Genomic DNA, 25,873 nt, shown 5'->3' with positions numbered 1-25,873 from the left:
GCGAACAAAAAATGCTGAATTACTTTTTGATATCAAATAGATGCAGGCGATTTATAATTTCATCTCACCGCTGTTTCCCACGTTCGGTTTAATGCGGTATCTGATAAGCAAGAGCAGCCCAGAAGGCGAAACATGTTCTACGCCGACCAGCCCTTTCGAGATCAAGAGCTACTCGACCACCATGCGCGCAGCGGTGCCGAAGGATCGGGCGTCGGCGCCTGGGATCTCGAGTTGTCGACCCGGAAGTTGAACTGGTCCAGCGCTACGCGGAAGCTGTTCGGCGTCGAGCCGGATGCGCCGGTCGACTACGATCTCTTTCTTTCCCTGCTCGATGTGCAGGATCGCGATCGTACGGCAAAGGCCGTGCAACAGTCGATCGATACCGGCTGCAGTTTCGACATTCAGTACCGGGTGAACCGAAATTCGGACGAGGGCCACTGGGTGCGCGCGCTTGGCACGACGATCCGTGGCGCCGATGGCGCTCCTGCACGGCTCAGCGGCATTATGCTCGACATCAACCGAGAGAAGCGCCTCGAGGATACGGTAAGAATGCGCGAGAGGCACTTTCGCTCGATTCTGGACACGATTCCCGATGCGATGATCGTGATCGACGAGCATGGAATCATGCAGTTTTTCTCCAGCGCCGCCGAGCGTCAGTTCGGTTATCCCGAACCCGAGGCGATCGGAAAAAACATCAGCGAGCTGATGCCGGAACCGGACCGCAGCCGTCACGACGCCTATATCGCGCGCTACCTGAAGACGGGCGAACGGCGCATCATCGGCATCGGGCGTATCGTCACCGGGATGCGCAAGGACGGCACGACATTCCCGATGCATCTCACCATCGGCGAGATGCATTCGGGTGGGAAGCCCTTCTTTACGGGCTTCGTTCGCGATCTCACCGAACAGCAACAAACCCAGGCGCGGTTGCAGGAGTTGCAATCCGAACTGGTCCATGTCTCCCGTCTGAGCGCGATGGGCGAAATGGCTTCCGCGCTGGCCCACGAACTCAATCAGCCGCTGTCGGCTATCAGCAACTACATGAAAGGGTCGCGCCGCCTGCTGGCGGCCAGCAACGACGCCAACGCGCCGAAGATCGAAGCGGCGCTCGATCGCGCCGCTGAGCAGGCGATCCGCGCCGGCGACATCATCCGACGATTGCGCGACTTCGTCGCCCGCGATGCTTCCGAGAAGCGCGTCGAGAGTCTTTCAAAGATGATCGAGGAGGCCGGCGCGCTCGGGCTCACCGGCGCCCGCGAACAAGGCGTGTTTTTGCGCTTCAACCTGGACCCGACCTGCGACCTGGTGCTTGCCGACAGGGTCCAGATTCAGCAGGTCCTGGTCAACCTGTTTCGCAATGCGCTGGAAGCGATGGGCACCTCGACGCACCGTGAGCTGATTGCCTCAAACACCAAGGCTGCAGATGATATGATCGAAATTTCCGTTTCCGACACGGGAACAGGGTTCGCCGGCGACGCGCATACGCACCTGTTCCAGCCATTTTTCACGACCAAGGAGACCGGCATGGGCGTCGGCCTTTCCATCAGTCGCACCATCATCGAAACCCACGGCGGCCGGATGTGGGCCGAAACCAACAGATCCGGTGGCGCGACCTTTCGCTTCACGCTGCCCGCTGCGCACGCCAAGGATATGACCGATGCCGCCGAGCGCTAAAGTTTATGTCATCGACGACGATCCAGCGATGCGCGACTCGCTGGATTTCCTGCTGGGCTCGGCCGGCTTCAGCGTGCGTCTTTTCGAGTCTGCGCAGGCTTTCCTGAACGAGGTTGCGAACCTGGAGGTCGGCTGTGTGGTTACCGACGTGCGCATGCCCGGTATCGACGGCATGGAATTGCTGCGCCAACTGAATTGGGGCCCGCGAAAACTCCCCGTGATCGTCATGACCGGCCATGGCGATGTGCCCCTCGCCGTCGAAGCGATGAAGCTTGGCGCACTCGATTTTCTCGAAAAACCGTTCGAGGACGACCGGCTGATCAGTATGGTCGAGACCGCGCTCGCGGAGAGCGAAAGCGGTTCGAAAAGCGAGGCGTTGTCGGCCGACATGGCTGCCCGCGTTGCCAGCCTTACCCAGCGCGAACGCCAGGTGATGCAGGGACTCGTGACGGGGCAATCGAACAAGGCAATCGCCCGGGAATACGATATCAGCCCACGCACGGTGGAGGTTTATCGGGCGAACGTGATGACCAAGATGCAGGCCGGTAACCTTTCCGAGCTGGTGCGCTTTGCAATCCGCGCCGGGATCGTCGACGATTGAGGCAAGTCAATTCGGGCACTGGGAAAACGCCTATTTTGTCGGCATGACAGACACCCAAACCAGCGCCGCCAGTGAAACCGAAGTCGGCATTCTGCCCCGAAAATCGATGATTTATATCGTCGATGACGATTACGATGTTCGGACATCGCTGCGATTTCTGCTCGAGACCGAGGGTTTTGACGTCCGCACGTTCCGCAGCGGGATCGCTTTACTCGGATCTCCCACCCGAAACCGCGCGGATTGTCTTGTCGTGGACTACAAGATGGCGCAACTCGACGGTCTGGAACTGGCTATCCGGCTGCGACGGCTTCACGTTTCCACCCCGATCATTCTGATCACAGGCTATCCGGACGAAAACATCCTGGCCAAGGCCAGTTCGGCCGGAGTGCGTCAGGTGCTTCTGAAACCTAACCTGGAGGACAGTCTGATCGACTGCGTTCGAAACGCGATCGATACGCCGAATGCAACGGGCCAGCCCTGAAAGCACCGGCAGGCTCACCTCCGTAAAAGCCCGTAAGGGCTCCTCCCTAGGATATCGACCCAAATATCGGGCAGCCGAACTTCCGGATACATCAAGGCCATCCCGCATCGAGGAGATGGCAAATGCTCACCCAGACGATCACCGCTCCGGCAGTCCCGACAACCACGGTCTTCCCCGTCCCCCAAGGTGTTCCGGCCGTCGACCAGTTCAACGCGATCGCGACTTGCGCGGGTGTGATCGCCAGCGAATTTTCCTACCGGAAGGACGAGGAAATCTACGGTGAGGGCGAGCCATCCGAATATGTCTACCAGGTAATCCGAGGGGCGGTTCGCACCTACAAGCTTCTCAACGACGGACGGCGCCAGATCGGCGCGTTCCATCTGCCCGGCGACGTGTTCGGCCTCGATGCCGGTTCGACCCACCGCCTGACGGCTGAAGCGATCGCCGATACCACGGTCCGCCTGGTGAAGCGCCGCAGCCTGGAAGCCGCCGCGGGATCGAACGTCCAGGTCGCTCGTAGCCTCTGGATCATGACGGCAAGCGACCTCCGGCACGCCGAAGATCACATGCTGCTTCTGGGCCGCAAGACCGCAATGGAAAAAGTTGCTACCTTCCTCCTGGAAATGGACCGTCGGCTCACCAGGACCGGCATGATGGCCTTGCCAATGTGCCGCCGCGACATCGGCGACTATCTCGGCCTGACGCTGGAAACCGTTTCGCGGGCGCTTTCGCAGCTCAGCGACCAGGGCCTCCTGGTGTTTTCGAGCGCACGTCAAATCGTGCTGCGCAACCGCCAGCGGCTGGCGGACATGGACGCCTGAGAGTGAGCTACACGACAGGATAGCGGAAGAACGGGAGTGCAAGATGAAAAATTATCGCGTCTCCTTCTACAAATATCTCTGTAACTCCGACGGCCACAGCTTCAAATGTCTGCAGCGTCAGGTCGACGTCCAGTCGGATGGATCATCCCAGGCGCTGGTGTTGGCAGAGCGGTTGGTCGATAACGAGCGCCTCGATGCCGATTGCGTCGAGGTCATGCACCTCGCCAGTCATCACGAGTTCGAACATTCGGCGGGCCATTCGCCCGTTCCTGCCGACACACATGGAATCGCGCCGCGGAATGAAATGACCTCGACTTGAATTGGCCGCGCGGTCGGCTTCCGGCGTATCGGCAATTTGATCCAGGTCTAATTTGATCCAGGTCAATGCGAAGGCACCCAGCGAGTGGAATATGCCTCTACATGATGCCCGACAATGATGTCCGCATCATGCGGCGATCTCGCCGTTTTCTCCTAAGACTGCCCCCGCCGGTCGTAAAGGCCGGATTGCGGGGCATTTTTATTGATGCCCGCAAATCGATCTATCGATTGGATCTCGCCTCCAATTTTCGCACGGCCTTGAAGCCGTGCGAGGCCGCCTGCAGCGCCTCGTCGATGTCGGATGCGCGATGCGCCGAGGACAGGAACATGTTGTGCTGGGGATGAAAGAACGCGCCGTGGCGGAGCGCGACCGAACAGAACACCCTACCCTTGCGTACTTCCGGGTCAGCCTCGAACAGCATCAGCGGCATTTGCGGCGGGCCGCTTTGGCGGATCGCGATGCCGTACTCGTTCGCCAACGATGCCAATCCCTCGCGCAGCCTCATGCCCATCGCACGAATATGCGAGGGCACATCCGCCTCGCGCGCGATCCGTAGCGTCGTTCGCGCTGCCGCCATCGCCACCGTGCCGCACCAGAACGACCCGGTAACGAATACCTTGGTGGCGGCTTCGCGGAAGCGGTCGTTGCCGGTAACGGCGGCCAGCGCGTAGCCGTTGGCGATCGCCTTGCTCCAGGCGCACAGGTCCGGACGCACGCCGAACGCTTCCCAGCTTCCCCTGGTATCGAGACGCAGGCCGGCCCGCACTTCGTCGATGATCAAAGCGGCGTCGGCCGCGTCGCATGCCGCCCGCGTGGCCGCCGCGAATTCCTTCGTCGGCAGTTCGAGATCGCGCCCCATGTCGTGGCGGAAAGCCGTCACCAGAACCGCAGCGAGGTCCTTGCCCGCTTCCTCGACCGCCGCTCGCAGGCTCTGCACGTCATTGTACTCGAAGTGCACCAGATGCGCGCGGTCCTCGGCGGTCACGCCGGCAACGCTCGGCGAGCACCATGGCAGCGCGCCATGATAGCTGCCACGCGCGACGAGTACCTTGCGGCGTCCGGTACCGGCACGGGCGATCGTCACGCAGCATGTGGTCGCATCGCCGCCGTTCTTCTGAAACATCGCCCAATCAGCATGCGGCAGCATGGCGACGAGATCCTCGGCAAGCTCCACCATGACCTCGCCCGGGCCGTTCAAACAGTCGCCTTTGGCGGCCTGCGCCTCAGCCGCCGCCTGAACTTCGGGATGCCGGTGGCCAAGCAGAATGGGGCCCCAACTGCACATGAAGTCGATGTATTCGCGCCCGTCGACGTCGCGCACGCGGCAGCCCTCCGCGGAGGCGAAGAATTGCGGATAGCCTTCCGGGAGCCGCGCGGCATTCAGGTGGCCCCACATGCCGCCGGGAACGACCCGCTTGGCCCGCGCCCGCAACATGGCATCCGCTGTCTGCGTTTCGCTCGACAGCATCGTGTGCTCGGTCATGACATTCTCGTCGTCTGCAGAGTTCGCCTTGTGCTTCCTGCCGCCTATGATTGGATCGCGATCAATTCACGGTCAACTGCGATCCAGTTGGATGGCCTTTGGCGGGCGAAACCGTTAGAATGGGCGATAGGCCGCGAGCCTTGCTCGCTCGCCGTTCGTCAATCCGTTTCGGAGTAACCGTTGAACGTTCGCTACCGCATTGCCGTCGCCGTCCTCCTCGCGTTTGCGTCGCCGGCGGTCCCGGGCGCCGCCATCGCACAAAGCGCAATTGCCGCAGCAGTTGGCAAACCGGGGTCGCTGCCGGACATTGCAATCGGATCTGAGAAAGCACCAATCACCATCACCGAATATTCGTCGATGAGCTGCCCGCATTGCGCAGCCTTCGGCCAGAATGTGTTCCCGATGCTGCGGTCGAAATATATCGATACCGGCAAGGTACGTTTCGTGTTCCGCGAATTTCCGCTCGACATCAAGGCCGCTGCAGCTTCGATACTCGCGCGCTGCATTGGCAAAGGCGATTCCGAAAAATACCTCGGCGCCGTCGAAATGTTGTTCAAGCTGCAGGATCGCCTGATGGCGCAGACCAAGGATACGCTGATCTATGTCGGGAAGCAGCACGGTATGAGCGAGCAGGACGTCAAGACCTGCGAGGAAGATCAGACACAGTTCGACAAGCTGAACGCCGACCAGCAGTACGCCCATCGAGAACTGAAGGTCACATCAACACCGACGTTCTTCCTCAACGGCGTGCGGCTGCAGGGCTCGATGTCGTTCGAGGAGCTGGAAGAACGGCTCAAGCCGCTGCTGAAGAAGTAACGCTCGCCGGCCATCGCAATAACCCCTTGTCCGGCGTCGTGGCCTCGCCGATGATGACCCCAACAAACATATTGGGGAGAGCGCCATGGCCACGGTTTTGCGGGTCTTGTTGGCAACCGCGTGGTTGCTGTCCGGCGTCCTGGCGTCCTCGGCGCAAAACTATCCAAGCAAGCCGGTGCGCGTCGTGGTTGGCTTCCCAGCGGGCGGACCAACCGATGCCATCGCCCGCATCGTGGCGCAGAAGCTCACCGACCATCTCGGCCAGCAGTTCTTTGTCGAGAACATCGGCGGCGCCGGTGGCAATACCGCAGCCGGCCAGGTCGCGCGCGTGACGCCGGACGGCTACACCATCATGGTGGTCAGCACCGGATTCGTCGTCAACCCTAGCCTCTACGCCAAGGTGCCATACGATCCGGTGAAGGATTTCGCGCCGGTGACGCTGGTCGCGGTTTCGCCGAATGTCGTCGTGGTCAACCCGCAAGTGCCGGCCAAAACGTTGCCGGAACTGGTGCAGCTCGTCAGGGACAATCCCGGCAAATACAGCTTTGCCGGCCCCGGCGTCGGATCGACACCGCATCTGGGTGGCGAGCTGTTCCGGTTGGCTTTCAAGCTTGACCTCGTCCACGTCCCGTTCACGGGCGCTGCCCCGGCCATTCAGGCGACCATCGGGGGGCACACGCCGATCGCCTTTACCGCGCTGCCGCCTGCCCTCTCGGCGGTGCAGAGCGGACAATTGCGCGCGGTTGGTGTGGCTTCGACCGAACGGGCCCCGGGCCTGCCTGACGTACCGACCTTCGCCGAGCAGGGCATCAAGGATCAGGAGGCCGACACACTCACCGGGATCGTCGCCCCCGCAGGGACGCCGAAAGAAATCGTCGATCTGCTTCATCGCGAGATCGCCAGGATTGTCGCACAGCCGGACGTGAAGGAACGCCTCACGACGCTCGGCTTCAAGGCGATCGCGAATACACCAGATCAGTTCGGCGCGCGCATCATGCTGGAGATGGATAAGTGGGGCAAGGTGGTACGCGATGCAAAGCTGCGGATCGAGTAATCTGCTCAGCGCGTCCCGTTCGGCGTCGGCCGATCCATGACCGCGTCCACCATCCTGATGAAGGTCAAGCCGATACGGTTCTTCTGGATCCATGCTACCCGGCACTCGTGCACGATCGATGGATCCTTTGCCATCACCAGGCGAAAGCGCTGCGGGACGAAGGCCGGATTGTCGACATCGATCGCGGCGCCCTCGGGTGAGATGTTCCGAACTACGCAGCGCATCACGGAGCCACCCGACGAAACATAGGCAGACTCCTCCGTCTCCGTTCGCGGAAATTTTCGTCGCTCTTCCATCCCGTCCGTCCCATCCCGGATCGATTCCGGCCAAACCGAAAGGCTAGCGCAAAACCTTAAACAAGTCGGACGCGTTCCACTCGATTGTTGGCCCCATTGTGCAGAGCGGCACGAAATCCCAATCGCCTATGCGCAGGTGTGCTCCGCGTCGCTATGGACTTGCCGATCGCGGCGATGGCGCGATAGCCTTATCTACTGATCACTATCTACTGGTCACTGGCACGCGAACGCGACGAACCGGCAGGCTGGCCTTGAATACACCGATCGCAAACTCTGCCGATCTTGCGGGCGACCGGGCGGTGATCGCCCGGGCCGAGGCCATACGGTCTGATGTCGCTGCGGCTTCCGACGACATCGAGGCCGCGCGGCGGCTGCCGCCCACGCTGCTCGACAAGCTGCACGACGCGCAACTGTTCCGTCTGTTGCTGCCCCGCTCGACCAATGGGATCGAAACCGATCCCGTGACTTTCTTCCACGTCATCGAAGCCATTGCCAAGGCCGATGCTTCCACCGCCTGGTGTCTCAGCCAGGCCGGCGGTTGCGCGATGTCGGCGGCCTATCTCGATCTGCCGGTGGCGCAGGCGATCTTCGGCGATCCGCGCGCCGTATTGGCGTGGGGCCCCGGCCCCAGGGTTCGCGCGGTCGAATGCGACGGCGGCTACCGGGTGACCGGCGTCTGGTCCTTTGCATCCGGCGGCCGGCATGCGACCTGGCTCGGCGCGCACTGCCCGATCTATGCGGCCGACGGTTCGCCCAGATACGACTCCAATGGAGGCCCGCTCGAGCGCACCATGCTGGTACGCGCCGAAGACGTCGAGTGGACCGACATCTGGAACACCGTGGGCCTGCGCGGCACCGCCAGCGACCAGTTCGCGCTCAACGACTTCTTCGTGCGCGCCGACCATTCGATTACGCGTGAGTTCGACCGGGAATGCCGCGAGCGCGGCCCGCTCTACCGCATGAGCAACCACACCTGCTATCAGGTCGGCTTTGCCGGTGTCGCCTGCGGCATCGCCCGCACTGCCCTCGACAACTTCGTCGATACGATGCGCAACAAGGTGCCGCGTGGCGCGAGGACCTCGTTGCGGGATAACGCCGTGGTCCAGTGCAACCTCGCCCAGGCGGAAGTCAACCTCCGCGCCGCGCGGGGCTACGTGCTGCAATCGATGGCCGACACCTGGAAGGATCTCACCGCGGGCGCCACCATCACGGTCGCGCAGCGCATGAACATCCGCATGGCCTCGACCCATGCCATCCACAAGGCGCGCGAGGCGGTCGACTTTGCCTACAACGCCGCTGGCGCCACCGCGATCTTCGAAAACCATCCGCTGGAGCGGCGGTTCCGCGACATCCATACCGTGACCCAGCAGTTGCAAGGCCAGCTCAGGCATTTTGAAACCGTCGGCGCCTGGATGATGGGCGTCGATACGGACCTTAGCTTTGTTTAGGGAGAGCGACCATGGGACTTGGCGGACTGCAGCATTACACCATCGAACCCGCCGATCTCGAGCGCACCAAGGATTTCTATTGCGATGTACTCGGGTTGGAAAACGGCGATCGCCCGCCGCTCGATTTCCCCGGCTATTGGCTCTATTCCGGCGGCACGGCCACGGTGCATCTGATGGGCACGCGCAAGCCGCGTGAGGGCATCGTCGTCCGTGGTACCGAGAAGAAGTACGAAGATACCGGCCGGCTTGACCATATCGCCTTTGCCGCCACCGATGTCGAGGGCATGCGCAAGCGGCTGCAGTCGAAAGGCGTCAAATTCCGCGAGAGCGTCGTGCCGCGCACCGGCGACATCCAGTTCTTTCTCTACGATCCCGATGGCGTCGGCGTGGAGCTGAACTTTCCGAAAACCTAAGGCGTGCGCCCACTTGGGTCCGGGTCCAATTGGCTGAGTGTGCCTATCGAACGAGCAAAACACAGCAGCGCCAAAGCGGCACGTGATGTTGGGGTGCAACACTACCGATGAAAGACTGAAGTTCCCGACAACGCCGCAAGTCAGCCACGACTAAGGCGCGAGTTGGTCCGGTTTTCTTCATCATTGCAATGAAATTGGAGGAGCCGCGCCGCTGCGGCAGAATAGCCGGGTGCCGCGCCTTTCAACCTACCCCAGGGCTCGCGTACCCGGCTGTTCGTCCGGCGAAGCCGGCTAGTCGAGCCCGCGCTCGTGGCTCAGGTTGACCATTTCCTGAATGAAGATCGCCTTTTGCTTATCGTTCAGGGTGGCAAATAGCGGCTCGGCGGCATCGGCCACGTTGCGCTGATCGACGGCGCGATCATTGAGAAATTGAGCCTCGTTGCGCATCTGCTCGATGATGTCGTCGGGGGGATCGCGTTTGGCGCGTGCAACGCGCAGGTTGAGCCGGTCGGCGCCGTTATGACCGAGATAGTGCATCGCACTGTTGAACGCGGCCCAATGCTTCTCCTGCTCCGGCGTGAGGTCCAGCTCCTTCTTGATCCGCTCGATATTGGCGTCGCTGTTGGCGACGATCTGTTCGGCCGTCAATTGCGGTGCGCCGGTCTGGGTGAGGACGGCCGGCTGCTGCGGTGGTTGCTGCTTTGCGGTCTTCGTCGCCTTGGACCCCTTCGAAGGCTTCGCGGTATCACCTTGCTTGGCGGTATCACCTTGCTTGGAAGGCTCGCCCTGCTTGGAATCCTTCGCCGTCGGTGCCTGCCCGCCCTTGTTGTTATTGTTGCCTCCGGTCAGGACGCCGGTGACACCGGTGACCACGCCGACGACGCCGCCGATCGCGCCGCCCAGCACGCCTCCGACCGGACCGGCAGCCTTGTTGCCCTCGCGCGCCCCTTGTTGCACGCCCTGCACCAGCCCCTGCGCGTTCGCGGTCGCACACGTGCCAAGAGCCAGCGCGACGATGGCGCCAAGTACAAAACACCAGCGCGACGGCGTCGGCGCAAACTGCTGAGGACGTGTCATTGTCGGGTCTCCATGGTCCGATCGAGAAATGTGCCACGCGCAATCGCCAAGGCGCGCGAGAATCTCTCTTTGCCTAAACTATCGTTTCCGCCCCAAACTCGTCCACCGCTGCGCCGGACGGTTCCCCGGCAGGAGACAGCTTCCGGGCAGGGAGTTACACGCACCGTCAATTGACTGCAGCGCAATTGCGCCCCTGCCCGGACGCAAAGTGTGCGGCGCAATATTGCCGTGTCGATTATTGACGATGCCGACGACACAACATCGTCTCTCCCGCGGCCCGGAATTTCCACGCAACGTTAGTTCAATGACGGCCGCCGCTGTGTTTTCTCGACAGATGCAAACAATTCTGGTCTGATCCGATTACAAAATCTCCGCTGGCGGCCGCCTCGATGCGACTCCCCTCCAGACGGGGAAGAATAATAAGAAGCAAAATCTGGCTCAGCAAAGAGGAAACGCTATGTCACGCAGGAAGCTTTCTCGCCGACAATTCGTTGCTGCGACAGCGCTATCATCCGCAGCGCTCATCACCGCGCCCTATGTGCGCGGCGCCTATGCCGCCGGTAAGCTATCGATCGGTTTCTGGGACCACTGGGTTCCCGGCGCCAACAAGGCCTCAACAGATATCGTCAATGCCTGGGCGGAAAAGGAGAAGGTCGAGGTTCAGATCGACTACATCCCGAGCCAGGGCAACAAGCTCCTGCTCACCATCGCGGCCGAAGCGCAGGCGAAATCCGGTCACGACATTCTCGCGATGCCGACTTGGTGGCCGCATGCGCAGGCCGAACTGCTGGAGCCCATGAATGACGTCATGGAAGGCCTCATCAAGCAGAACGGCGAACCCAACGGCACCGTAAAATATCTTGGCCAATCCAAGGGCAAGTGGCTTGCGGTACCCGGGAGCATCGGCAGCCAGATCAAGGGCCCCTGCTCGCGCATCGACCTGATGAAACAGCATGCCGGCATCGACATTCAGGCATTGTATCCGGCAGGCAGCCCGCCGAAGGCCGACAGTTGGACCCTGGACACCTTCCTGAAGGCTGCGGAAGCTTGCCAGAAGGGCGGCGTTCCCTTCGGCATCGGCCTCGGCGAGACCAGCGACAATGTCGATACGGCAGGCGCTATCTTCCAGTCGTTCGGCGCAGCCCTTGTCGACGAGAAGGGCAACCTCACCGTCAAGACCGACGCGGTGCGCCAGGCACTCGAGTTCTACAAGAAGCTGATCTCCTTCCTGCCGCCGGACGTCGGAGCTTGGGATGATGCCTCCAACAACAAATGGTTGGTCTCCGGCAGGGGTGCTTTGATCATGAACCCTCCGAGCGCCTGGGCAGTCGCCAAGCGCGACGCGCCGCAGGTCGCCGAGCAGTGCTGGACCCACGGCTTTCCGGCGGGGCCGAAGGGCCGCTTCGCACCTTATTTGCCCTATTTCTGGGGCACCTGGTCGTTCTCCAAGAACAAGGAAGCGGCCAAGAAAGTGCTCAACGCGCTTTCGCAGCCGGATGCGATCGAGAAAATGTGCGTGGCGAGCGGCGGTTACGACCTGCCCTGCTACGAGAAGCTCACCACGCTGAAGGTCTGGCAGGAGGAAGTGCCGCCGAAGGGCACGCTCTACCACTACCCGAACCCGCATAACCATCAGACGCTCTCGATCGCTGCGGCACCCGCCCCGCCGAAGATCGCCCAGCAGATCTATGTGCAGGCGACCCTGACCAAGATGTGCCTGCGCTATCACAAGGGCGAGCCGATGGAGAAGGTGCTCGCCTGGGCCGAAGGCGAGTGCGAAGGCTTCATGCGAAGCTGACGGACGGGGATACCCTGGCGGCCTGCCTGATCGCAGGCTGCCATTCCCTATCTTCAATCGTACGCCCGGCGAAGCCGACAGAAACGTTATAGGGATGAAAACGCACCATGGCTGACGTCGTATTGCAGCCGAACCGGGCTGCCGCGCAAGCCGCGCGCAAACGCTCCAGCTTGCACAATGCGCTCAGGCGCAAGTCGACTGTAGCATTCTTGATGACTCTGCCGCTGCTTCTGCTGATCGCCACTCTCGTCATCTATCCGGCCTTCTATGCGCTGCACCTGGCGACGTTGAATAAGTCGATGCAACGTTTCGTCGGGCTCAGCAATTTCGAATTCCTGTTCAGGCGCGAGACGTTCTGGCTCGTCGTGAAGCAGTCCTGCATCTTCGCGATCACGGCCGTCATCTTCAAGGCGGTGCTCGGCTTCATCATTGCGCATTTCGTTCACAACATACCGGCCAAGGGCCAGCGCAAATGGCGCGGCATGCTGCTGGTGCCGTGGGTGATCCCCCCGGCGATGAGCACACTGGCCTGGCTCTGGTTATTTGACCCCTCCTACAGCGCGTTCAACTACACGCTCTCCTTCTTCGGCATCGGGCCGATCCCGTGGACCGGCGATCCGATGTGGGCGCGCTTCTCGGTCATTCTCGTCAACATCTGGGTTGGCGCGCCGTTCTTCATGATCATGTATCTGGCGGCGCTGAAATCCGTGCCGGAACAGCTCTACGAAGCCGCCGCCATCGACGGCGCCAATTGGTGGCAGCGCATCTGGTACGTCACGCTGCCGATGATGCGAAACATCATCGCGATTACGACGCTGTTCTCGCTGATCGTGACGTTCGCCAATTTCGATATCGTGCGCATCCTGACCGCGGGCGGCCCGCTCGATCACACCCATATCTTCGCGACTTGGGCGTTCCGTGTCGGGATCGAGGGCAGCGATATACCGCTGGGCGCCAGCGTATCCCTCTTCATGGTGCCGATCCTGGCGATCGCGGCGATCTTCATCCTGCGCGACGTCAACAAACGCGGGAATGAAGCCTGATGACAACGGTGACAGTCGACAAGGCAGCGCCGACCCGCAAGGTCAAGTACGGCAGCATGAGCCGCGACCGCGCCTGGGCGCTGCGCTGGTCCTATTTCTTCCTGGTGATCTTCGCGATCTTCTTCCTGACGCCGCCGATCTACATGTTCATCACCTCGCTGAAGAGCAGCGCGGAGATTTCGGCTGCGACCAATCCGTGGTGGGTGTTCCATCCGACTCCGGAGAACTACATCGCGCTGCTGACATCGAACCAGTTTCTGCGCTTCTTCTGGAACTCGGCGATCGTATCGATCTTCGTCGTCACCATCACCATGCTGATATCGGTACCTGCGGCCTTTGCGCTGTCGAGGATGCGGTTCTGGGGTTCGGCGACGCTCGCGACCGGCGTGTTCCTGACCTATCTCATTCCCGAGACACTGCTGTTCATTCCGCTGTTCAAGATGTTCGCGGTGATCGGCGATTGGACCGGCATCCAGCTCATCAACAGATGGTACGTGCTGCTTATTCTCTATCCGACGCTCACGGTGCCGTTCTGCACGTGGATCATGATCGGCTACTTCGCCTCGATCCCGAAGGAGCTGGATGAAGCCGCCGTCATCGACGGCGCGTCCTGGATCCAGACGCTGACGCGGATATTCATTCCGGTTGCCTTTCCCGGCATCATTGCGGCGACCATCTTCGCCTTCACGGTGTCATGGGCGCAATTCCTCTATCCACTGGTGTTCACGACGTCGACCGACCAACTCGTCATGCCGGTCGGCATCATCACCTCGCTGATCAGGGGCGACGTGTTCAACTGGGGGCAGATCATGACCGGCGCCCTGCTCGGCGCGGCGCCGCCGCTCATCATCTACGCGTTCCTGATGGACTATTACATTGCCGGCCTGACCGCCGGTGCGACAAAGGGTTGATCTCATGGCTGACGTAACGCTGCGTAAGGTTGTGAAGCGCTATGACGAGGTCGAGGCGGTGCGCGGCATCGACCTCGACATTGCGGACCATGAGTTCGTGGTGCTGGTCGGACCATCGGGCTGCGGAAAGTCGACAACGCTGCGGATGATCGCCGGCCTGGAAGATATCTCCGACGGAGACATCATGATCGGCGGCGACATCGTCAACGACGTGCCGCCGAAGGATCGCGATATCGCGATGGTGTTCCAGAACTACGCGCTCTATCCGCACATGACGGTCGCGGAGAACATGTCGTTCGGATTGCGGCTGAAGCGTTACCCGAAGGCCGAGATCAAGAGCCGCATCGACGAGGCTGCGCGCATGCTCGACATCGTCGAACTGGTCGACCGCAAGCCGAAGCAATTGTCCGGCGGCCAGCGCCAGCGCGTCGCCATGGGCCGCGCTATCGTGCGTAACCCAAAGGTGTTTCTGTTCGACGAGCCGTTGTCCAACCTCGACGCCAAGCTGCGCGTGCAGATGCGGATCGAGATCAAGAAGGTGCACCAGAAGGTCCGCACCACGACGGTCTACGTGACCCACGACCAGGTGGAGGCGATGACGCTGGCCGACCGCGTGGTGGTGATGAACCATGGCCGGATCGAGCAGATCGGCACGCCGAACGAGCTCTATCACAAGCCGGCGACGAAATTCGTCGCCAGCTTCATCGGCTCCCCGGCGATGAATTTCATTCCGTGCCGGCTGGAGGATCTCGCCGGCAAGTTGCACATCCGGTTGACCGACCGCATCGCCTTCCCGCTGCCGCCGGCCCGCGCCGCCCGCTATCAGGGCATTCCGCGCACTGACAAATTGCTGCTGGGGCTGCGGCCCGAGCATATCACAGAGGCTCGGCCGCATCTTTCACCCGGCGTGGAGGCCTTCGACACCGTGCTCGACGTCACCGAGCCGATGGGAATGGAGACGCTGATCTATTTTACGCTGGAGGGCTCGCAGGTCTGCGGCCGGGTCAACCCCAATGCCGGCGCGCAGGATGGCGCCCCCCTCCGATTGGCTGTGGACCTCAACAATATGCACCTGCTAAACGAGGTGACTGGCGTCGTCCTTTGACGGCGCAATTGCGTGACCTAAGGGCAGGAAATGACTACCAACAAGAAGAAAATCTTCATTACGGAATCGATGTCGCAGCAGGGAAGAGCGCTGCTTCACGCGCGAGAAGACATCGAACTCGTCGAATTTCCCAACATGATTTCGCAGAAGGATTTCGAAGCCAAGCTGAAGGAGCATGCGCCGGTGCACGGTGTCGCCCTTGGCGCTACCCGCTTCGGCGAGCCCGAGTTGGAAGCCTCGAAAGACATGCTGGTCGTCACCCGGATCGGTGTCGGATTCGACGCCGTCGACGTCCCCGCGCTGAGCCGCCGCAAGGTGCCGCTGATGGTGGCGGGGACCGCCAATTCGCCGTCGGTTGCCGAACACGCGCTGTTCATGATGCTCACGCTCGCCAAGCGCGCAACGGAAATGCATTCGCTGGTCAGGGACGACAGATGGGCTGATAGGCTCGGGATGCTGCCCTACGACCTCTTCGGCAAGACCGTCCTGATCGTCGGTTTCGGACGCATCGGCACGCGCACCGCCAAGCGCTGCCTTGCGATGGAAATGAACGTCCTGGTTTTCGATCCCTATAAGCTCCCCGCCGACATTAAGGCCGCCGGTTGCGAAGCGGTCGCCGACCTCAACGCGGCGCTGCCGCGCGCCGACTTCGTCAGCATCCATTGCCCCAAGAACCCGGAGACCGTCGGCATGTTCGATGCCGACAGGCTGAAGCGGATGCAGCCGACCGCCTATCTGATCAACACGGCGCGCGGCGGAATCGTCGACGAGGCCGCGCTGCACGCCGCCCTGGTGTCCGGCAAGCTTGCCGGCGCTGGCCTCGACGTTTTCGAGCAGGAGCCGCCGCCGGCCGGTCAGGCGTTGCTCGCCCTGCCGAACGTCATCATGGCGCCGCATGTCGCCGGCGTCACGGTGGAAGCCGTGGACCGAATGAGCGAGCAGACCGCCCGCAACATTCTGAGCGTATTGGACGGCGATCCCTTGCGCCAGAACGTGATCAATCAGGACGTGCTCGGCTAGATCGTCCGCAGCGAATGGCCCCAGGCATGGCCGGTGGTCTATCGGCCGGCCAGCAAGCGAGGTGTGTGCATGGCCTTCAAGGAATACGGCGATTACGACGCGGTCGGCCTTGCCGAACTGGTTCGGAAGAAGGAGGTCTCGGCCAAGGAATTGCTCGACGAGGCCATCGCTCGCACGGCAAAGGTCGACCCGCAGATCAATGCGGTGGTCGTCAAGCATTACGAGTATGCCGAGCGTCAGATCGAACACGGCCTGCCCGACGGTCCCTTTACCGGCGTGCCATTTCTGCTGAAGGACCTCGACCTCCTGGAGGGCACGCGCACGACCTCAGGGGCCACGATCCTGAAGGATTTCGTGGCTGACCACACCGGGACGCTGGCGCGGCGTTTCCTCGATACCGGCGTATCCATCTTCGGCAAGAGCTCCAGTCCCGAATTCGGCCTGATGCCGACGACGGAGTCGCGCCTGTTCGGGCCGACCCGCAATCCCTGGAATCTGGAACATTCTTCCGGCGGGTCGTCCGGCGGCGCCGCGGCGGCGGTTGCCGCTCGCATCCTTCCCGTCGCGCACGCCAGCGATGGCGGCGGCTCGATCCGCATCCCCGCCTCCGCTTCCGGCGTGTTCGGCCTGAAGCCGACCCGGGCGCGCAATCCGCTCGGTCCTGATCGCGGCGAAGGCTGGGGCGGATTCTCCTGTGGCCATGTCGTGAGCATCAGCGTGCGCGACAGCGCGGTGATGATGGACGCGATTCACGGGCCGGAGTCGTCGAGCCCCTATTTCGCGCCGCCGCCGGAGCGGCCGTTTTCGCAAGAAGTCGGCCGCGACCCGGGCAAGCTTCGTATCGCGTTCACCGATAAATCGCCGTATGGCGATACCATCGATCCGGAAATCGCGGCAGCCGTGCGTGAGATCGCAAGCCTTCTGGCGGGGCTCGGCCATCACGTCGAGGAACAGGCGCCAGCGCTTGCCGCCGATCCGGCCGCGGTCATGACCACTATCGTCGGCGGCAACACCGCACTGACGGTTCGTCTGATCGAGCAGCGGCTCGGGCGAGAGATGACGGATAATGATCTCGAGATATTGACGCTGGCGCATTCGCGCAACGCGAAAAGGACCTCGGCGACCGACTATGTGGCCGCCCAGCTCGCCGCCTTCCAGATTTCCCGCTCACTGGCGACCTTCTTCGAGAGCTGCGACGTCTTCCTGTGCCCGACCTTGTGCGCACCGCCGCTGCGCATCGGCGAACTCAACACCATGTCAAACGATCTGTCGCACGTTGCCCCGATCCTGCGCCGCTATATGCCCGGCACCTCCATGTTCAACATGTCCGGACAGCCGGCCATGTCGGTGCCGCTGGCCTGGAACAAGGCCGGGTTGCCGCTTGGCATGATGTTTTCGGCCAGGTTCGGCGACGAGGCCACTCTGTTCCGGCTAGCCGGTCAGCTCGAACAGGTCCGGCCCTGGAAGAACAAATTACCGCCGGTGCGCGCCTAGCTACGCCCCAAAAAAGCCACGGATTGACAAAGCCTGGCTTTATTCGGAAGCAAGGAAAGGGCCGTGGGCGGCGACGGACACTGATTCCGCAAACGGGCTCGATCCGGAGGCTGAATCGTGACCCAAAGCGACCCGACCGACAACGCCCTGGCGACCATCGCCAGCATCCTCGACCCGCCGGAAAGTCGTCGCCAACCCGCAAAGCCCGCGGGCGCAGAGCAGATGCTGGTGGCCCCTCCGCCCATCCCCACGCCTCCTCCGCCCATCGAGGCTCACGGCTATTGCAAGTTCGGGCCCGGCCCGATGACCGCTATCCGCTTCAAATGGACGGTCCGCCTCGACAATGGCGATTACTATGTCGACGAAACCATCGGGGAGAATTCCACACCGGTTGTCGCCGGGCCGATGTCGAGGGAAGCCGCGATCCAGATGGTCGACGATCGCGAAAGCGACGCGCGCCGGCGGTTCGAGCAATTGAAGGGCGAGATGACCGGGCGCAGCACCGCCAATCTGGCCCGCAAGGACAACGGCGAGGCGTAACTTCCGTCGTTGAGCGGGGCAAGCTGCGCATCGGCTGATGATGACGGACGCGTCGGGGACTCACTACCAACAGTAGCTATCCAGGATGGAAGCTTCAGAAAAAAGTTTATTCCGTCTGGTTCGATTGATGCTCGGTTGGACGAACGTGTTTTCCGAGGAAATTGACCGTCCATTGCGCGCAATTTAGACTGCCGCGGTCGAATTGAACCAAAGCCGCTAGTATACGACTTATAATTTTGAAAGTGATCTGGATCACGTTGAATGAAGCTGCCGCTGCGTAGTAGCTGCGGGAATCCGGATTCCCTGTTCAGGAGGTCGTCATAATGAAGAAGTGCCTCGCTATCGCCGCGCTCTTGCTGGCTGGCACCGTCACCGCTGCACAGGCGCAGTACACTTTCGAGTATGGCGGCCGCACCATTACGATCGATCCCGATCGCGGCACCGTTTCTATTCCGGGCGTCTACGACAATACCGGCAAGAAGACCAAACGCGCGCGTGGCGAGGAAGGCGATCTTGATCGTCCGACCAGGAAGGCTCCGCAGCAGGCAAAGACCGCGCCGCAGGCCGCCCCCGAGACTGCGCCAGCGCCGACCGCGCCGGCACCAGCGGAAGCCGCTGCCCCTGCGACCGCGCCGGCACCTGCGGCCCCTGCTCCGGCCGCTCCCGCCGCGGCAGCGGCAGCGCCGTCGAGCACGACAGCAGCCATTGCACCGGCTGACGCCCCCGCGCCTGCGTCGGCAGCGCCCGCTGCTCCCCCAGTGCAACAGAACGCCGCGCCGGCAGTCCCGTCAGCACCAGTTGCCGCGCCGGCGCCACCGCCGCCGCAACAGAAACAGGCCGCGGCTCCTGCAGCTTCGGCGGCGCCGCCTGCGAACTCACCGCTTGGCGTTTGGCTGACGGAGGAGAAGGAAGGCAAGGTGCGGATCGAACCATGCGGCCCCAATCTCTGCGGCTACTCCGTCGACAAAAAGTCGAACCAGAACGGCGAGCAGGTCCTGATCAACATGAAGCCCGGCAAGGACAAGTGGAGCGGCCGGATTTTCGATCCGAACACCGGCAGCACCTACGATTCCACGATCGCGCTCAAGGGCACCGACAGTCTGCGCGTTCAGGGCTGCGCCTTCGGCGGCATGTTCTGCGGCGGCCAGACCTGGACCCGCGTCAACTGACTCGTCGCGCATTTTGACGACCGTGACGCTGTTGGACAGAGCCCTTCTTTGAGGTCTTGTCCCACGTCCCGCGCGTGATGACAGTCACGGTCGCCTTGGAACGGCTGTGGAACTATGGACGTGTCCAAACAACAGGGGCACGCCATGGGAAGTCTTAAATCTGCCGTCGCCGTTCCGCTGCTTGCCGTGTTGGCCACCACGACGCCATCCGCAGCCGCAACATTCGACGGCGACTGGAATGTGCAGATCACCTCGTCGAATGCCGCCTGCAGCAGCGGCGCGTCGGTCTCGATCGGCATCAACAATGGCCAGATCGCCTCCCACAACGCGGCTGTCACGGCTTCCGGCCGCGTAGCGGAGGCCGGCGCCATCCGCGTGACGCTTGCGAGCGGCATGAAGCGAGCCGTCGGCTCCGGCGTTCTCACGGGCACGTCAGGATCAGGCACATGGCGCGCAGCCCTGTGCTCCGGCACATGGACCGCGCAGCGGATGTGAAGCGGCAGGAACTCAGCCGACCTTTTGGGAATACTCCGCGTCGGTCACGTGCTCCATCCAGGTGACGTAGCTTCCGTCGAACGTTTCCTGCATGGCAATGTGCGTCATGCCGTTGGTTGGCGAAGCGCCGTGCCAATGCTTCTCGCCCGGCGGAATCCAGACGACGTCGCCGGGCCGGATTTCGCGGATCGGTCCGCCCTTGGCCTGCACGCGGCCAACGCCTGAAATCACGTACAGCGTCTGCCCCAGCGGATGCGTATGCCACGCGGTGCGTGCGCCCGGCTCGAACGAGACGCATGTCGAGACCAACCGCGCCGGCTGCTCCGTTGCGATGATCGGATCCTGCAGCACCGTGCCGGTGAAATAGTCCGGCGGCGCCCGGCGCGTCGGCCGGGAGCCAGCGAGATGGATTTCCATGGGGTTACCTCTACTGGTTGATGTTATTTCTTCGTAGCAGCGTAGCGCGCCTTGGTCTCGGCGTTCATCGGATAGAGGCCGGGCAATGCCGCGCCGTTGTTCACCTCGTTGACGATCCAGGCTTCCATTCGTTCCTGTTCCGGCCCTTCGGCCAGCACGTGGTCGAGCAGGGCCTGCGGGATCAGCACGGCGCCATCCTGGTCGGCGACGACGATATCGTTCGGGAATACCGCGACCCCGCCGCAGCCGATCGGTTCGCCCCAGCCCACGAAGGTAAGCCCCGCCACGGAAGGCGGCGCGGCGAAGCCGTCGCACCAGACCGGGAGGTTGGTGCCGAGCACGCCTTCGACATCGCGCACCACGCCGTCGGTGATCAGCGCCGCAACGCCGCGCTTGACCATGCGGGCGCAGAGGATGTCGCCGAAGATGCCGGCATCGGAGACGCCCATGGCATCGACCACCGCGATGCAGCCTTTCGGCATGGCTTCAATCGCGGTGCGGGTCGAAATCGGCGACGACCAGGATTCTGGTGTGGCGAGATCTTCGCGCGCGGGCACGAAGCGCAGCGTAAAGGCCGGTCCGACCAACCGGGGCTGCCCCGGCCGCAGCGGCTTGGTGCCGCGCATCCAGACGTTTCGCAGGCCCTTCTTGAGCAGCACGGTGGTGATGGTGGCGGTCGAGACGCCGGACAGGGTTGCGATGGCTTCGGGGGACAGGGACATCTGGAATGCAGGCTCCGGAGGATGGGTGAAAGGTAGCGCATCTTGCGAAGCGCAGACATCGCGTCAAGGGTCGGTGGAAAGAAGCGCGATCATAACATCTTATCGTCGGACTGCAGATTAATTTATTGAACTTACTGGCGGATTTCGCGCGATGCGAATTCCACTCGCGGCCAAAACACGCTACAGGTTGAGCCCAGCACAAGAGCTTGATCCGGAAAAGTGGGTACCGCTTTTTCCGAAGAGATCATGCTCAAAACCAAAGCCAAAGCTGCGAGACCGTTTAGAGGCCATGGCCGCAACGCTACCCCCGCCCCGCCTGTTGCCGAGCGGCGACAGCGCCATCACGGTGGAATTCAGCCGCAACATTGACGATGCCGCCAACCGGCGGGTGTTGGCGCTCGACCGTGCGCTGGCTGCTGAGCCGATCGCAGGCGTCACCGAGACGGTGCCGACCTATCGTTCGCTGCTGGTCCACTACGATCCGGTCCAGATCGGTTTCGACACGCTTGGTGAAGGGATTCTCGCGCTCGCGCAGCTCCCTGCACCGGCGACGACAAAAGCCCGGCATTGGCGCATTCCGGTGGTCTATGGCGGCGAGCACGGCATCGACCTCGAGGACGTTGCCAAAACCCTCAACACGACGCCTGAGGAGATCGTGGCGCGGCACGTCGCCGGCGACTACCGTGTTGCGATGATCGGCTTTACGCCCGGCTGGTCCTATCTCAGCGGGCTTGCGGATAGCCTGCATATGCCGCGGCGGCAAAATCCGCGTTTGCTGACACCGGCCGGCACCATCTCGATCGGCGGGGTGCAAACCGGCGTGCAGTGTCTCGCCGGCCCAAGCGGCTGGCACCTTCTGGGGCGGACAGCGGTCCGCACCTACCAGCTTCACCGCGACCCGATTTTTTTGCTGGAGCCTGGCGACAACGTCACCTTCACGCCCGTCGATGCCAAGACGTTTGCGGAGCAGGATCGCGCCGCCGAAGCCGGCGAATTCATTGCCGAGCAGATCGCCACATGAGCAAGCTCGTCATTGCATCGATCGGCCCGGCGAGTTCGGTACAGGACGGCGGACGTACCGGCGCCCAGCGCTACGGGCTGGTGCCGAGTGGCGCAATGGATCGGCTGGCGCTGGCGGCCGCCAACACGCTGGTTGGCAATGAGCCGTTCACGGCAGCCGTCGAAGTCGGCCCGTTCGGGGCGAAATTTACCGCGCGCGGCGGCGCGGTGCGCGTCGCGCTGACGGGAGCCCCGCGCAATGCCGATATCGCCGGCCGCGCCATGGCATCGGATACATCCGCAACCATCGCCGATGGCGAGGCGCTGACGCTCGGCTTCGCCCGCGGCGGCGCGTTCAGCTATCTCGCGATTGAAGGCGGCATTTCCGGCGAGCCGATGTTCGGCAGCCTGGCCGTCAATGCCCGCGCAGGCCTCGGCAGCCCCTATCCTCGCCCACTGCAGGCCGGCGACGAGCTACCGGCGAAGGCCGCAAGCGGCGCGGCGGAACGGCGGATCGAATTGCCGGCGGCGACCGACGCGCCGATCCACATAGTCTGGGGTCCACAGGACGACGAATTCACTGATGAGACCAAAAAGCTGTTTGTCGACAGCGAATGGAAGATATCGGCAACCAGCGACCGCATGGGTTACCGGCTCGAAGGCCCCACCCTCAAGCACCTTCACGGCCATAACATCGTCTCCGACGGAACCGTCAACGGCAGCCTGCAGGTGCCCGGTAACGGCCAGCCGATCGTGCTGATGCCGGATCGCGGCACCAGCGGCGGCTATCCCAAGATCGCGACGGTGATTTCGGCCGACCTCGGGCGATTGGCACAGATCCCCGCCGGGCACGCCTTTCGCTTTCGCGCTGTCAGCATGGCGGAAGCGCAGGCGGAGGCGCGCAAATTTGCGGAACTGTTGCGCACCCTGCCCGAGCGGCTTCGCGCAATCGAAAGCGTTGATCTCAACATCGACGCGCTGCACGATGCCAATGTCGCGGGCCACGCCGTCAGCGCGGTCGATGCCGGAACCTGGCACGCAGTATCTCTGGCCGACGTAGCGGGCCCGGACTGACCACCAATCCACTCAAGAGAAGCGGACGGACAACATGACAACCATCGACCTCAATTGCGATCTCGGCGAAGGATTTGGCGCGTGGGAAATGGGCAATGACGCCGCGATGATCGAGCTTGCGACGTCGGTGAACGTCGCCTGCGGCTTTCATGCCGGCGATCCCGACATCATGCGCCGCACGGTTGAACTGGCGAAAGCGCGCGGCGTCAGCGTCGGTGCGCACCCTGGATATCGCGACCTGCACGGCTTCGGTCGGCGGCCGATCCCGGGCCTGAAGTCTTCGGAGATCGAGAACCTCATCGCCTACCAGATCGGCGCGCTGCAGGCGATTGCGACCGCGGCCGGCTACAAGGTCACCCACGTCAAGGCGCATGGCGCGCTCTCCAACGTCGCCTGCGAGGACGACATGACGGCGAAAGCGATCGCCAACGGCATCAAAGCCGTCGATCCCAATCTGATCTTCGTGGTGCTCGCCAATTCCAAGCTGGTGCAGGCAGGCGAGGCCGCCAATTTGCCGATGGTGCACGAGGTGTTTGCCGACCGCGCCTATGAAGACAATGGCTCACTGGTGTCGCGCAAGAAGCCCGGCGCCGTGCTGCATGATGCGAAAGAGATCGCCGATCGCGTGGTGCGGATGGTGCAGGACGGCGCGGTGGTGTCAGTGACCGGCAAGGTGATCAAGATGCGCACCGACACCGTGTGCATTCATGGCGACACGCCGGGCGCGGTCGAGATTGGACGTGGGGTCAGGCAGGCATTGGAGAATGCCGGGATCGACGTCGCGCCGTTCAACGTGAACCAACGCGTGAATACATAAGTCGAGGGGCACGGTCGGAAGTCCGCTTCGGCGCCTTACGGACCCATTTTGGAATCGCGCAAGATGCGAAAAGTCGCCGATAAGCGACATGTCGTGGCGCATTAAGCCCTCCAATAACGTGTTGGCTCAACCAAAGGGGGAAGATATCATTATCTGCTCCCTTGGACTGGCCGGCTTCCTTGGAGGGTCAAATGGACTCCATGTATCTCCGTCGATTGGTATCGGCGACACCGGTCTGTGCACTAATTTTTTCAACAAGTGCGGCGCAAGCTCAGCAAACCAGCGGCGCGATAACGCTGTTCAACAATGTCAGGGTATTCGACGGCAGGGGAACATCGTTGTCCGAACCAACCAATGTATCGGTTCGAGGCAATCTGATCGAAACAATTTCCCGGACGCCGGTTCCGGTCGATCGAAGCGCGACCACCACGATCGTCGATGGTGGCGGCCGTACGCTGATGCCCGGCCTGATCGACAATCATTGGCACGCCATGCTGGCGCGCACGACCCCGGCACAGGCGTTCGGCGACGTCGGCTTCAACAATCTCATGGCTGGCGACGAGGCAACGGACACTCTGATGCGTGGCTTCACCACCGTTCGCGACGTGGGCGGGCCGGTGTTCGGTCTCAAGCGCGCCATTGATGAGGGCATCGTCAAGGGCCCGCGGATTTATCCGTCGGGCGCCATGCTCACTGTCACGAGCGGGCACGGGGATTTCCGCCAGTTAACCGATTTGCCGCGGACGATCGGCGGCATGCTGACCCGCATGGAGCAGCTCGGTGGCGCCATGGTTGTGGACAGTCCTGACGAGGTGCGCGTGCGCGCGCGCGAACAGCTCATGCAGGGCGCCTCCCAAGTCAAGTTGACGGCGGGCGGCGGAGTGTCGTCCCCCTTCAGTCCGATCGACGTGACCACCTTCACCGAGGCCGAACTGCGCGCCGCGGTTGAAGCGGCCGAGAATTGGGGCACGTACGTCGTCGCGCATGCCTTTACGCCGGCTGCGATCCGGGGGGCTATTGCGGCTGGCGTGAAGTGTATCGAACACGGCTTCCTGATGGACGAAGCAACCGCCAAACTGATCGCCGAGAAGGGCGTTTGGCTGAGCATGCAGCCGCTCCCCGAGGACTTGAGGCTGGGCTTTCCGATGGGGTCCGTCCAGCGAGCCAAGGCGGATGAGGTCTGGCCCGGAATAGCCAGGTCCTACGAGTTGGCGAAGAAGTACAAGATCAAGACGGCGTGGGGCACCGATGTGCTGTTCTCCCGCGATCTGGCGCAACAACAAGGGGCAATTCTGGCCTCGCTTGCCCGCTGGTACACTCCCGCCGAAGCGCTGGTCATGGCGACATCGACAAACGCCGAACTGCTGGCGCTGTCCGGAAAGCGTAATCCCTATCCGGGAAAACTCGGCGTGGTGGAACAGGGCGCGCTCGCGGATTTGCTGCTAGTCGAGGGAAATCCGTTGGACAACATCAACCTGATTGCCGATCCCGCCAACAACTTCAAGATCATCATGAAAGACGGCAAAATCTACAAAAACACTCTCGCTAAGTGAGAGCCTGTCGAGTCGAGCCTCCGTGCCTGAGGTGAAATCTCAGAATGGATGGACCGACAGCGTGCCGAACACGATGGCGGCAATGAGCGCGAACGCGCTGTAGAGCGCGGCGGTGTGAAAGCCCGTGCCGGAACGGCGGGACACCGAGCGTGCGTAAAGGTGCAGGCGGGCTTCCGCCGATAGTTCGCGCATGATCGATCTCCAACGCAGCATGGAGCGTATATGGAATATCG

General features: G+C 62.4%; 28 protein-coding genes. 22 read left to right on the top strand and 6 right to left on the bottom strand.

Features of this window, described 5'->3' with window-relative positions:
* The first annotated feature begins 132 nt into the window (after nt 1-132).
* From fixL to LMTR3_RS07850, 5 genes are all read left to right on the top strand, one after another.
* Complete coding sequence (gene fixL / locus LMTR3_RS07870) at nt 133-1,674, top strand: sensor protein FixL (protein ID WP_065744523.1); 1,542 nt, start codon at nt 133-135, stop codon at nt 1,672-1,674.
* Complete coding sequence (gene fixJ / locus LMTR3_RS07865; RefSeq protein ID WP_065744522.1) at nt 1,658-2,275, top strand: response regulator FixJ; 618 nt, start codon at nt 1,658-1,660, stop codon at nt 2,273-2,275. Before fixL ends, fixJ begins: the two co-directional genes overlap by 17 nt.
* Nucleotides 2,244-2,756, top strand: coding sequence for a response regulator transcription factor (locus tag LMTR3_RS07860; RefSeq protein WP_349643792.1), 513 nt, complete (start codon nt 2,244-2,246; stop codon nt 2,754-2,756). The genes fixJ and LMTR3_RS07860 overlap by 32 nt, the downstream gene beginning before the upstream one ends.
* A 122-nt stretch (nt 2,757-2,878) precedes the next feature.
* Complete coding sequence (locus tag LMTR3_RS07855; RefSeq protein ID WP_065744521.1) at nt 2,879-3,577, top strand: helix-turn-helix domain-containing protein; 699 nt, start codon at nt 2,879-2,881, stop codon at nt 3,575-3,577.
* A gap of 43 nt (nt 3,578-3,620) precedes the next feature.
* Entirely contained in the window at nt 3,621-3,896 is a 276-nt protein-coding gene (locus tag LMTR3_RS07850; RefSeq protein ID WP_065744520.1) for a hypothetical protein, read from the top strand.
* 220 nt (nt 3,897-4,116) lie between these two features.
* On the opposite strand, the gene LMTR3_RS07845 is transcribed toward LMTR3_RS07850, so the two are convergent.
* Nucleotides 4,117-5,379 carry an aminotransferase class III-fold pyridoxal phosphate-dependent enzyme gene (locus tag LMTR3_RS07845; protein ID WP_084029471.1) on the bottom strand — a complete coding sequence of 421 codons (1,263 nt, stop codon included), beginning with the start codon at nt 5,377-5,379 and terminating at the stop codon, nt 4,117-4,119.
* Nucleotides 5,380-5,559: 180 nt separating this feature from the next.
* Between LMTR3_RS07845 and LMTR3_RS07840 the strand changes: the two genes are divergently transcribed.
* Together LMTR3_RS07840 and LMTR3_RS07835 are read left to right on the top strand one after the other, a co-directional pair.
* Complete coding sequence (locus LMTR3_RS07840) at nt 5,560-6,195, top strand: DsbA family protein (RefSeq protein WP_065744519.1); 636 nt, start codon at nt 5,560-5,562, stop codon at nt 6,193-6,195.
* An 85-nt stretch (nt 6,196-6,280) separates the two neighbouring features.
* Nucleotides 6,281-7,249 carry a Bug family tripartite tricarboxylate transporter substrate binding protein gene (locus LMTR3_RS07835; protein WP_065744518.1) on the top strand — a complete coding sequence of 323 codons (969 nt, stop codon included), beginning with the start codon at nt 6,281-6,283 and terminating at the stop codon, nt 7,247-7,249.
* Nucleotides 7,250-7,254: 5 nt separating this feature from the next.
* Here LMTR3_RS07835 and LMTR3_RS07830 read toward each other — a convergent pair whose 3' ends face one another.
* A complete protein-coding gene (locus LMTR3_RS07830) occupies nt 7,255-7,545 on the bottom strand; it encodes a PilZ domain-containing protein (RefSeq protein ID WP_065744517.1) in 291 nt (96 codons plus the stop codon).
* Between the two features lie 251 nt (nt 7,546-7,796).
* Here LMTR3_RS07830 and LMTR3_RS07825 point away from each other — a divergent pair, with 251 nt between their 5' ends.
* Together LMTR3_RS07825 and LMTR3_RS07820 are read left to right on the top strand one after the other, a co-directional pair.
* Nucleotides 7,797-8,993: an acyl-CoA dehydrogenase family protein gene (locus tag LMTR3_RS07825; protein WP_141686512.1), complete on the top strand. Its 1,197-nt coding sequence runs from the start codon at nt 7,797-7,799 to the stop codon at nt 8,991-8,993.
* An 11-nt stretch (nt 8,994-9,004) separates the two neighbouring features.
* The gene (locus LMTR3_RS07820; protein ID WP_028346045.1) at nt 9,005-9,406 is read left to right on the top strand and encodes a VOC family protein; all 402 of its coding nucleotides are present in this window, start codon (nt 9,005-9,007) and stop codon (nt 9,404-9,406) included.
* Between the two features lie 291 nt (nt 9,407-9,697).
* Here LMTR3_RS07820 and LMTR3_RS07815 read toward each other — a convergent pair whose 3' ends face one another.
* Entirely contained in the window at nt 9,698-10,483 is a 786-nt protein-coding gene (locus LMTR3_RS07815) for a Spy/CpxP family protein refolding chaperone (protein ID WP_065744516.1), read from the bottom strand.
* Between the two features lie 457 nt (nt 10,484-10,940).
* Between LMTR3_RS07815 and LMTR3_RS07810 the strand changes: the two genes are divergently transcribed.
* The 9 genes from LMTR3_RS07810 to LMTR3_RS07770 all read left to right on the top strand — a co-directional run bounded on the left by LMTR3_RS07810 (nt 10,941) and on the right by LMTR3_RS07770 (nt 20,058).
* Nucleotides 10,941-12,281: an ABC transporter substrate-binding protein gene (locus tag LMTR3_RS07810; RefSeq protein ID WP_065744515.1), complete on the top strand. Its 1,341-nt coding sequence runs from the start codon at nt 10,941-10,943 to the stop codon at nt 12,279-12,281.
* A 107-nt stretch (nt 12,282-12,388) separates the two neighbouring features.
* Nucleotides 12,389-13,324 carry a carbohydrate ABC transporter permease gene (locus tag LMTR3_RS07805; RefSeq protein ID WP_065744514.1) on the top strand — a complete coding sequence of 312 codons (936 nt, stop codon included), beginning with the start codon at nt 12,389-12,391 and terminating at the stop codon, nt 13,322-13,324.
* Entirely contained in the window at nt 13,324-14,235 is a 912-nt protein-coding gene (locus tag LMTR3_RS07800) for a carbohydrate ABC transporter permease (protein WP_065744513.1), read from the top strand. Before LMTR3_RS07805 ends, LMTR3_RS07800 begins: the two co-directional genes overlap by 1 nt.
* 4 nt (nt 14,236-14,239) lie before the next feature.
* Complete coding sequence (locus LMTR3_RS07795; protein ID WP_065744512.1) at nt 14,240-15,340, top strand: ABC transporter ATP-binding protein; 1,101 nt, start codon at nt 14,240-14,242, stop codon at nt 15,338-15,340.
* 30 nt (nt 15,341-15,370) lie between these two features.
* Nucleotides 15,371-16,360, top strand: a complete 990-nt coding sequence (locus LMTR3_RS07790; protein WP_065744511.1) for a hydroxyacid dehydrogenase — start codon at nt 15,371-15,373, stop codon at nt 16,358-16,360.
* Nucleotides 16,361-16,429: 69 nt separating this feature from the next.
* Nucleotides 16,430-17,854: an amidase gene (locus LMTR3_RS07785; protein WP_065744510.1), complete on the top strand. Its 1,425-nt coding sequence runs from the start codon at nt 16,430-16,432 to the stop codon at nt 17,852-17,854.
* A gap of 117 nt (nt 17,855-17,971) precedes the next feature.
* Nucleotides 17,972-18,394, top strand: coding sequence for a hypothetical protein (locus LMTR3_RS07780; RefSeq protein WP_065744509.1), 423 nt, complete (start codon nt 17,972-17,974; stop codon nt 18,392-18,394).
* Nucleotides 18,395-18,717: 323 nt separating this feature from the next.
* On the top strand, nt 18,718-19,563 hold the full coding sequence (locus tag LMTR3_RS07775; protein WP_065744508.1) for a DUF2147 domain-containing protein: 846 nt from the start codon (nt 18,718-18,720) through the stop codon (nt 19,561-19,563).
* Nucleotides 19,564-19,707: 144 nt separating this feature from the next.
* Nucleotides 19,708-20,058, top strand: coding sequence for a hypothetical protein (locus LMTR3_RS07770; RefSeq protein WP_065744507.1), 351 nt, complete (start codon nt 19,708-19,710; stop codon nt 20,056-20,058).
* A 12-nt stretch (nt 20,059-20,070) separates the two neighbouring features.
* Here the strand turns inward: LMTR3_RS07770 and LMTR3_RS07765 are convergent, their stop codons facing one another.
* Both LMTR3_RS07765 and LMTR3_RS07760 read right to left on the bottom strand, forming a co-directional pair.
* Complete coding sequence (locus LMTR3_RS07765) at nt 20,071-20,475, bottom strand: (R)-mandelonitrile lyase (protein ID WP_065744506.1); 405 nt, start codon at nt 20,473-20,475, stop codon at nt 20,071-20,073.
* Nucleotides 20,476-20,498: 23 nt separating this feature from the next.
* The gene (locus tag LMTR3_RS07760) at nt 20,499-21,197 is read right to left on the bottom strand and encodes a ribonuclease activity regulator RraA (RefSeq protein ID WP_028346033.1); all 699 of its coding nucleotides are present in this window, start codon (nt 21,195-21,197) and stop codon (nt 20,499-20,501) included.
* A gap of 289 nt (nt 21,198-21,486) precedes the next feature.
* Here LMTR3_RS07760 and pxpB point away from each other — a divergent pair, with 289 nt between their 5' ends.
* The 4 genes from pxpB to LMTR3_RS07740 all read left to right on the top strand — a co-directional run bounded on the left by pxpB (nt 21,487) and on the right by LMTR3_RS07740 (nt 25,640).
* Nucleotides 21,487-22,218, top strand: coding sequence for a 5-oxoprolinase subunit PxpB (gene pxpB, locus LMTR3_RS07755; protein ID WP_065744505.1), 732 nt, complete (start codon nt 21,487-21,489; stop codon nt 22,216-22,218).
* Nucleotides 22,215-23,270: a 5-oxoprolinase subunit C family protein gene (locus LMTR3_RS07750; protein ID WP_065744504.1), complete on the top strand. Its 1,056-nt coding sequence runs from the start codon at nt 22,215-22,217 to the stop codon at nt 23,268-23,270. Before pxpB ends, LMTR3_RS07750 begins: the two co-directional genes overlap by 4 nt.
* A gap of 34 nt (nt 23,271-23,304) precedes the next feature.
* Nucleotides 23,305-24,087, top strand: coding sequence for a LamB/YcsF family protein (locus LMTR3_RS07745; protein ID WP_065744503.1), 783 nt, complete (start codon nt 23,305-23,307; stop codon nt 24,085-24,087).
* A gap of 200 nt (nt 24,088-24,287) precedes the next feature.
* Complete coding sequence (locus LMTR3_RS07740) at nt 24,288-25,640, top strand: metal-dependent hydrolase family protein (protein ID WP_502686609.1); 1,353 nt, start codon at nt 24,288-24,290, stop codon at nt 25,638-25,640.
* Nucleotides 25,641-25,679: 39 nt separating this feature from the next.
* On the opposite strand, the gene LMTR3_RS37355 is transcribed toward LMTR3_RS07740, so the two are convergent.
* Nucleotides 25,680-25,832 carry a hypothetical protein gene (locus tag LMTR3_RS37355; RefSeq protein ID WP_176721835.1) on the bottom strand — a complete coding sequence of 51 codons (153 nt, stop codon included), beginning with the start codon at nt 25,830-25,832 and terminating at the stop codon, nt 25,680-25,682.
* Between the last annotated feature and the right edge of the window lie 41 nt (nt 25,833-25,873).

The organism is Bradyrhizobium sp. LMTR 3 (assembly GCF_001693485.1).
Taxonomy (GTDB): domain Bacteria; phylum Pseudomonadota; class Alphaproteobacteria; order Rhizobiales; family Xanthobacteraceae; genus Bradyrhizobium.
Note: the sequence above shows the minus strand (reverse complement) of the source record. Positions and strands in the feature narration are given on the sequence as shown.

Coding starts and splice junctions, on each gene's coding strand:
- fixL (WP_065744523.1), top strand. CDS start 133: ATGTTCTACGCCGACCAGCCCTTTCGAGATCAAGAGCTACTCGACCAC.
- fixJ (WP_065744522.1), top strand. CDS start 1,658: ATGCCGCCGAGCGCTAAAGTTTATGTCATCGACGACGATCCAGCGATG.
- LMTR3_RS07855 (WP_065744521.1), top strand. CDS start 2,879: ATGCTCACCCAGACGATCACCGCTCCGGCAGTCCCGACAACCACGGTC.
- LMTR3_RS07850 (WP_065744520.1), top strand. CDS start 3,621: ATGAAAAATTATCGCGTCTCCTTCTACAAATATCTCTGTAACTCCGAC.
- LMTR3_RS07845 (WP_084029471.1), bottom strand. CDS start 5,379: ATGACCGAGCACACGATGCTGTCGAGCGAAACGCAGACAGCGGATGCC.
- LMTR3_RS07835 (WP_065744518.1), top strand. CDS start 6,281: ATGGCCACGGTTTTGCGGGTCTTGTTGGCAACCGCGTGGTTGCTGTCC.
- LMTR3_RS07830 (WP_065744517.1), bottom strand. CDS start 7,545: ATGGAAGAGCGACGAAAATTTCCGCGAACGGAGACGGAGGAGTCTGCC.
- LMTR3_RS07820 (WP_028346045.1), top strand. CDS start 9,005: ATGGGACTTGGCGGACTGCAGCATTACACCATCGAACCCGCCGATCTC.
- LMTR3_RS07815 (WP_065744516.1), bottom strand. CDS start 10,483: ATGACACGTCCTCAGCAGTTTGCGCCGACGCCGTCGCGCTGGTGTTTT.
- LMTR3_RS07810 (WP_065744515.1), top strand. CDS start 10,941: ATGTCACGCAGGAAGCTTTCTCGCCGACAATTCGTTGCTGCGACAGCG.
- LMTR3_RS07805 (WP_065744514.1), top strand. CDS start 12,389: ATGGCTGACGTCGTATTGCAGCCGAACCGGGCTGCCGCGCAAGCCGCG.
- LMTR3_RS07800 (WP_065744513.1), top strand. CDS start 13,324: ATGACAACGGTGACAGTCGACAAGGCAGCGCCGACCCGCAAGGTCAAG.
- LMTR3_RS07795 (WP_065744512.1), top strand. CDS start 14,240: ATGGCTGACGTAACGCTGCGTAAGGTTGTGAAGCGCTATGACGAGGTC.
- LMTR3_RS07790 (WP_065744511.1), top strand. CDS start 15,371: ATGACTACCAACAAGAAGAAAATCTTCATTACGGAATCGATGTCGCAG.
- LMTR3_RS07785 (WP_065744510.1), top strand. CDS start 16,430: ATGGCCTTCAAGGAATACGGCGATTACGACGCGGTCGGCCTTGCCGAA.
- LMTR3_RS07775 (WP_065744508.1), top strand. CDS start 18,718: ATGAAGAAGTGCCTCGCTATCGCCGCGCTCTTGCTGGCTGGCACCGTC.
- LMTR3_RS07770 (WP_065744507.1), top strand. CDS start 19,708: ATGGGAAGTCTTAAATCTGCCGTCGCCGTTCCGCTGCTTGCCGTGTTG.
- LMTR3_RS07765 (WP_065744506.1), bottom strand. CDS start 20,475: ATGGAAATCCATCTCGCTGGCTCCCGGCCGACGCGCCGGGCGCCGCCG.
- LMTR3_RS07760 (WP_028346033.1), bottom strand. CDS start 21,197: ATGTCCCTGTCCCCCGAAGCCATCGCAACCCTGTCCGGCGTCTCGACC.
- pxpB (WP_065744505.1), top strand. CDS start 21,487: ATGGCCGCAACGCTACCCCCGCCCCGCCTGTTGCCGAGCGGCGACAGC.
- LMTR3_RS07750 (WP_065744504.1), top strand. CDS start 22,215: ATGAGCAAGCTCGTCATTGCATCGATCGGCCCGGCGAGTTCGGTACAG.
- LMTR3_RS07745 (WP_065744503.1), top strand. CDS start 23,305: ATGACAACCATCGACCTCAATTGCGATCTCGGCGAAGGATTTGGCGCG.
- LMTR3_RS07740 (WP_502686609.1), top strand. CDS start 24,288: ATGTATCTCCGTCGATTGGTATCGGCGACACCGGTCTGTGCACTAATT.
- LMTR3_RS37355 (WP_176721835.1), bottom strand. CDS start 25,832: ATGCGCGAACTATCGGCGGAAGCCCGCCTGCACCTTTACGCACGCTCG.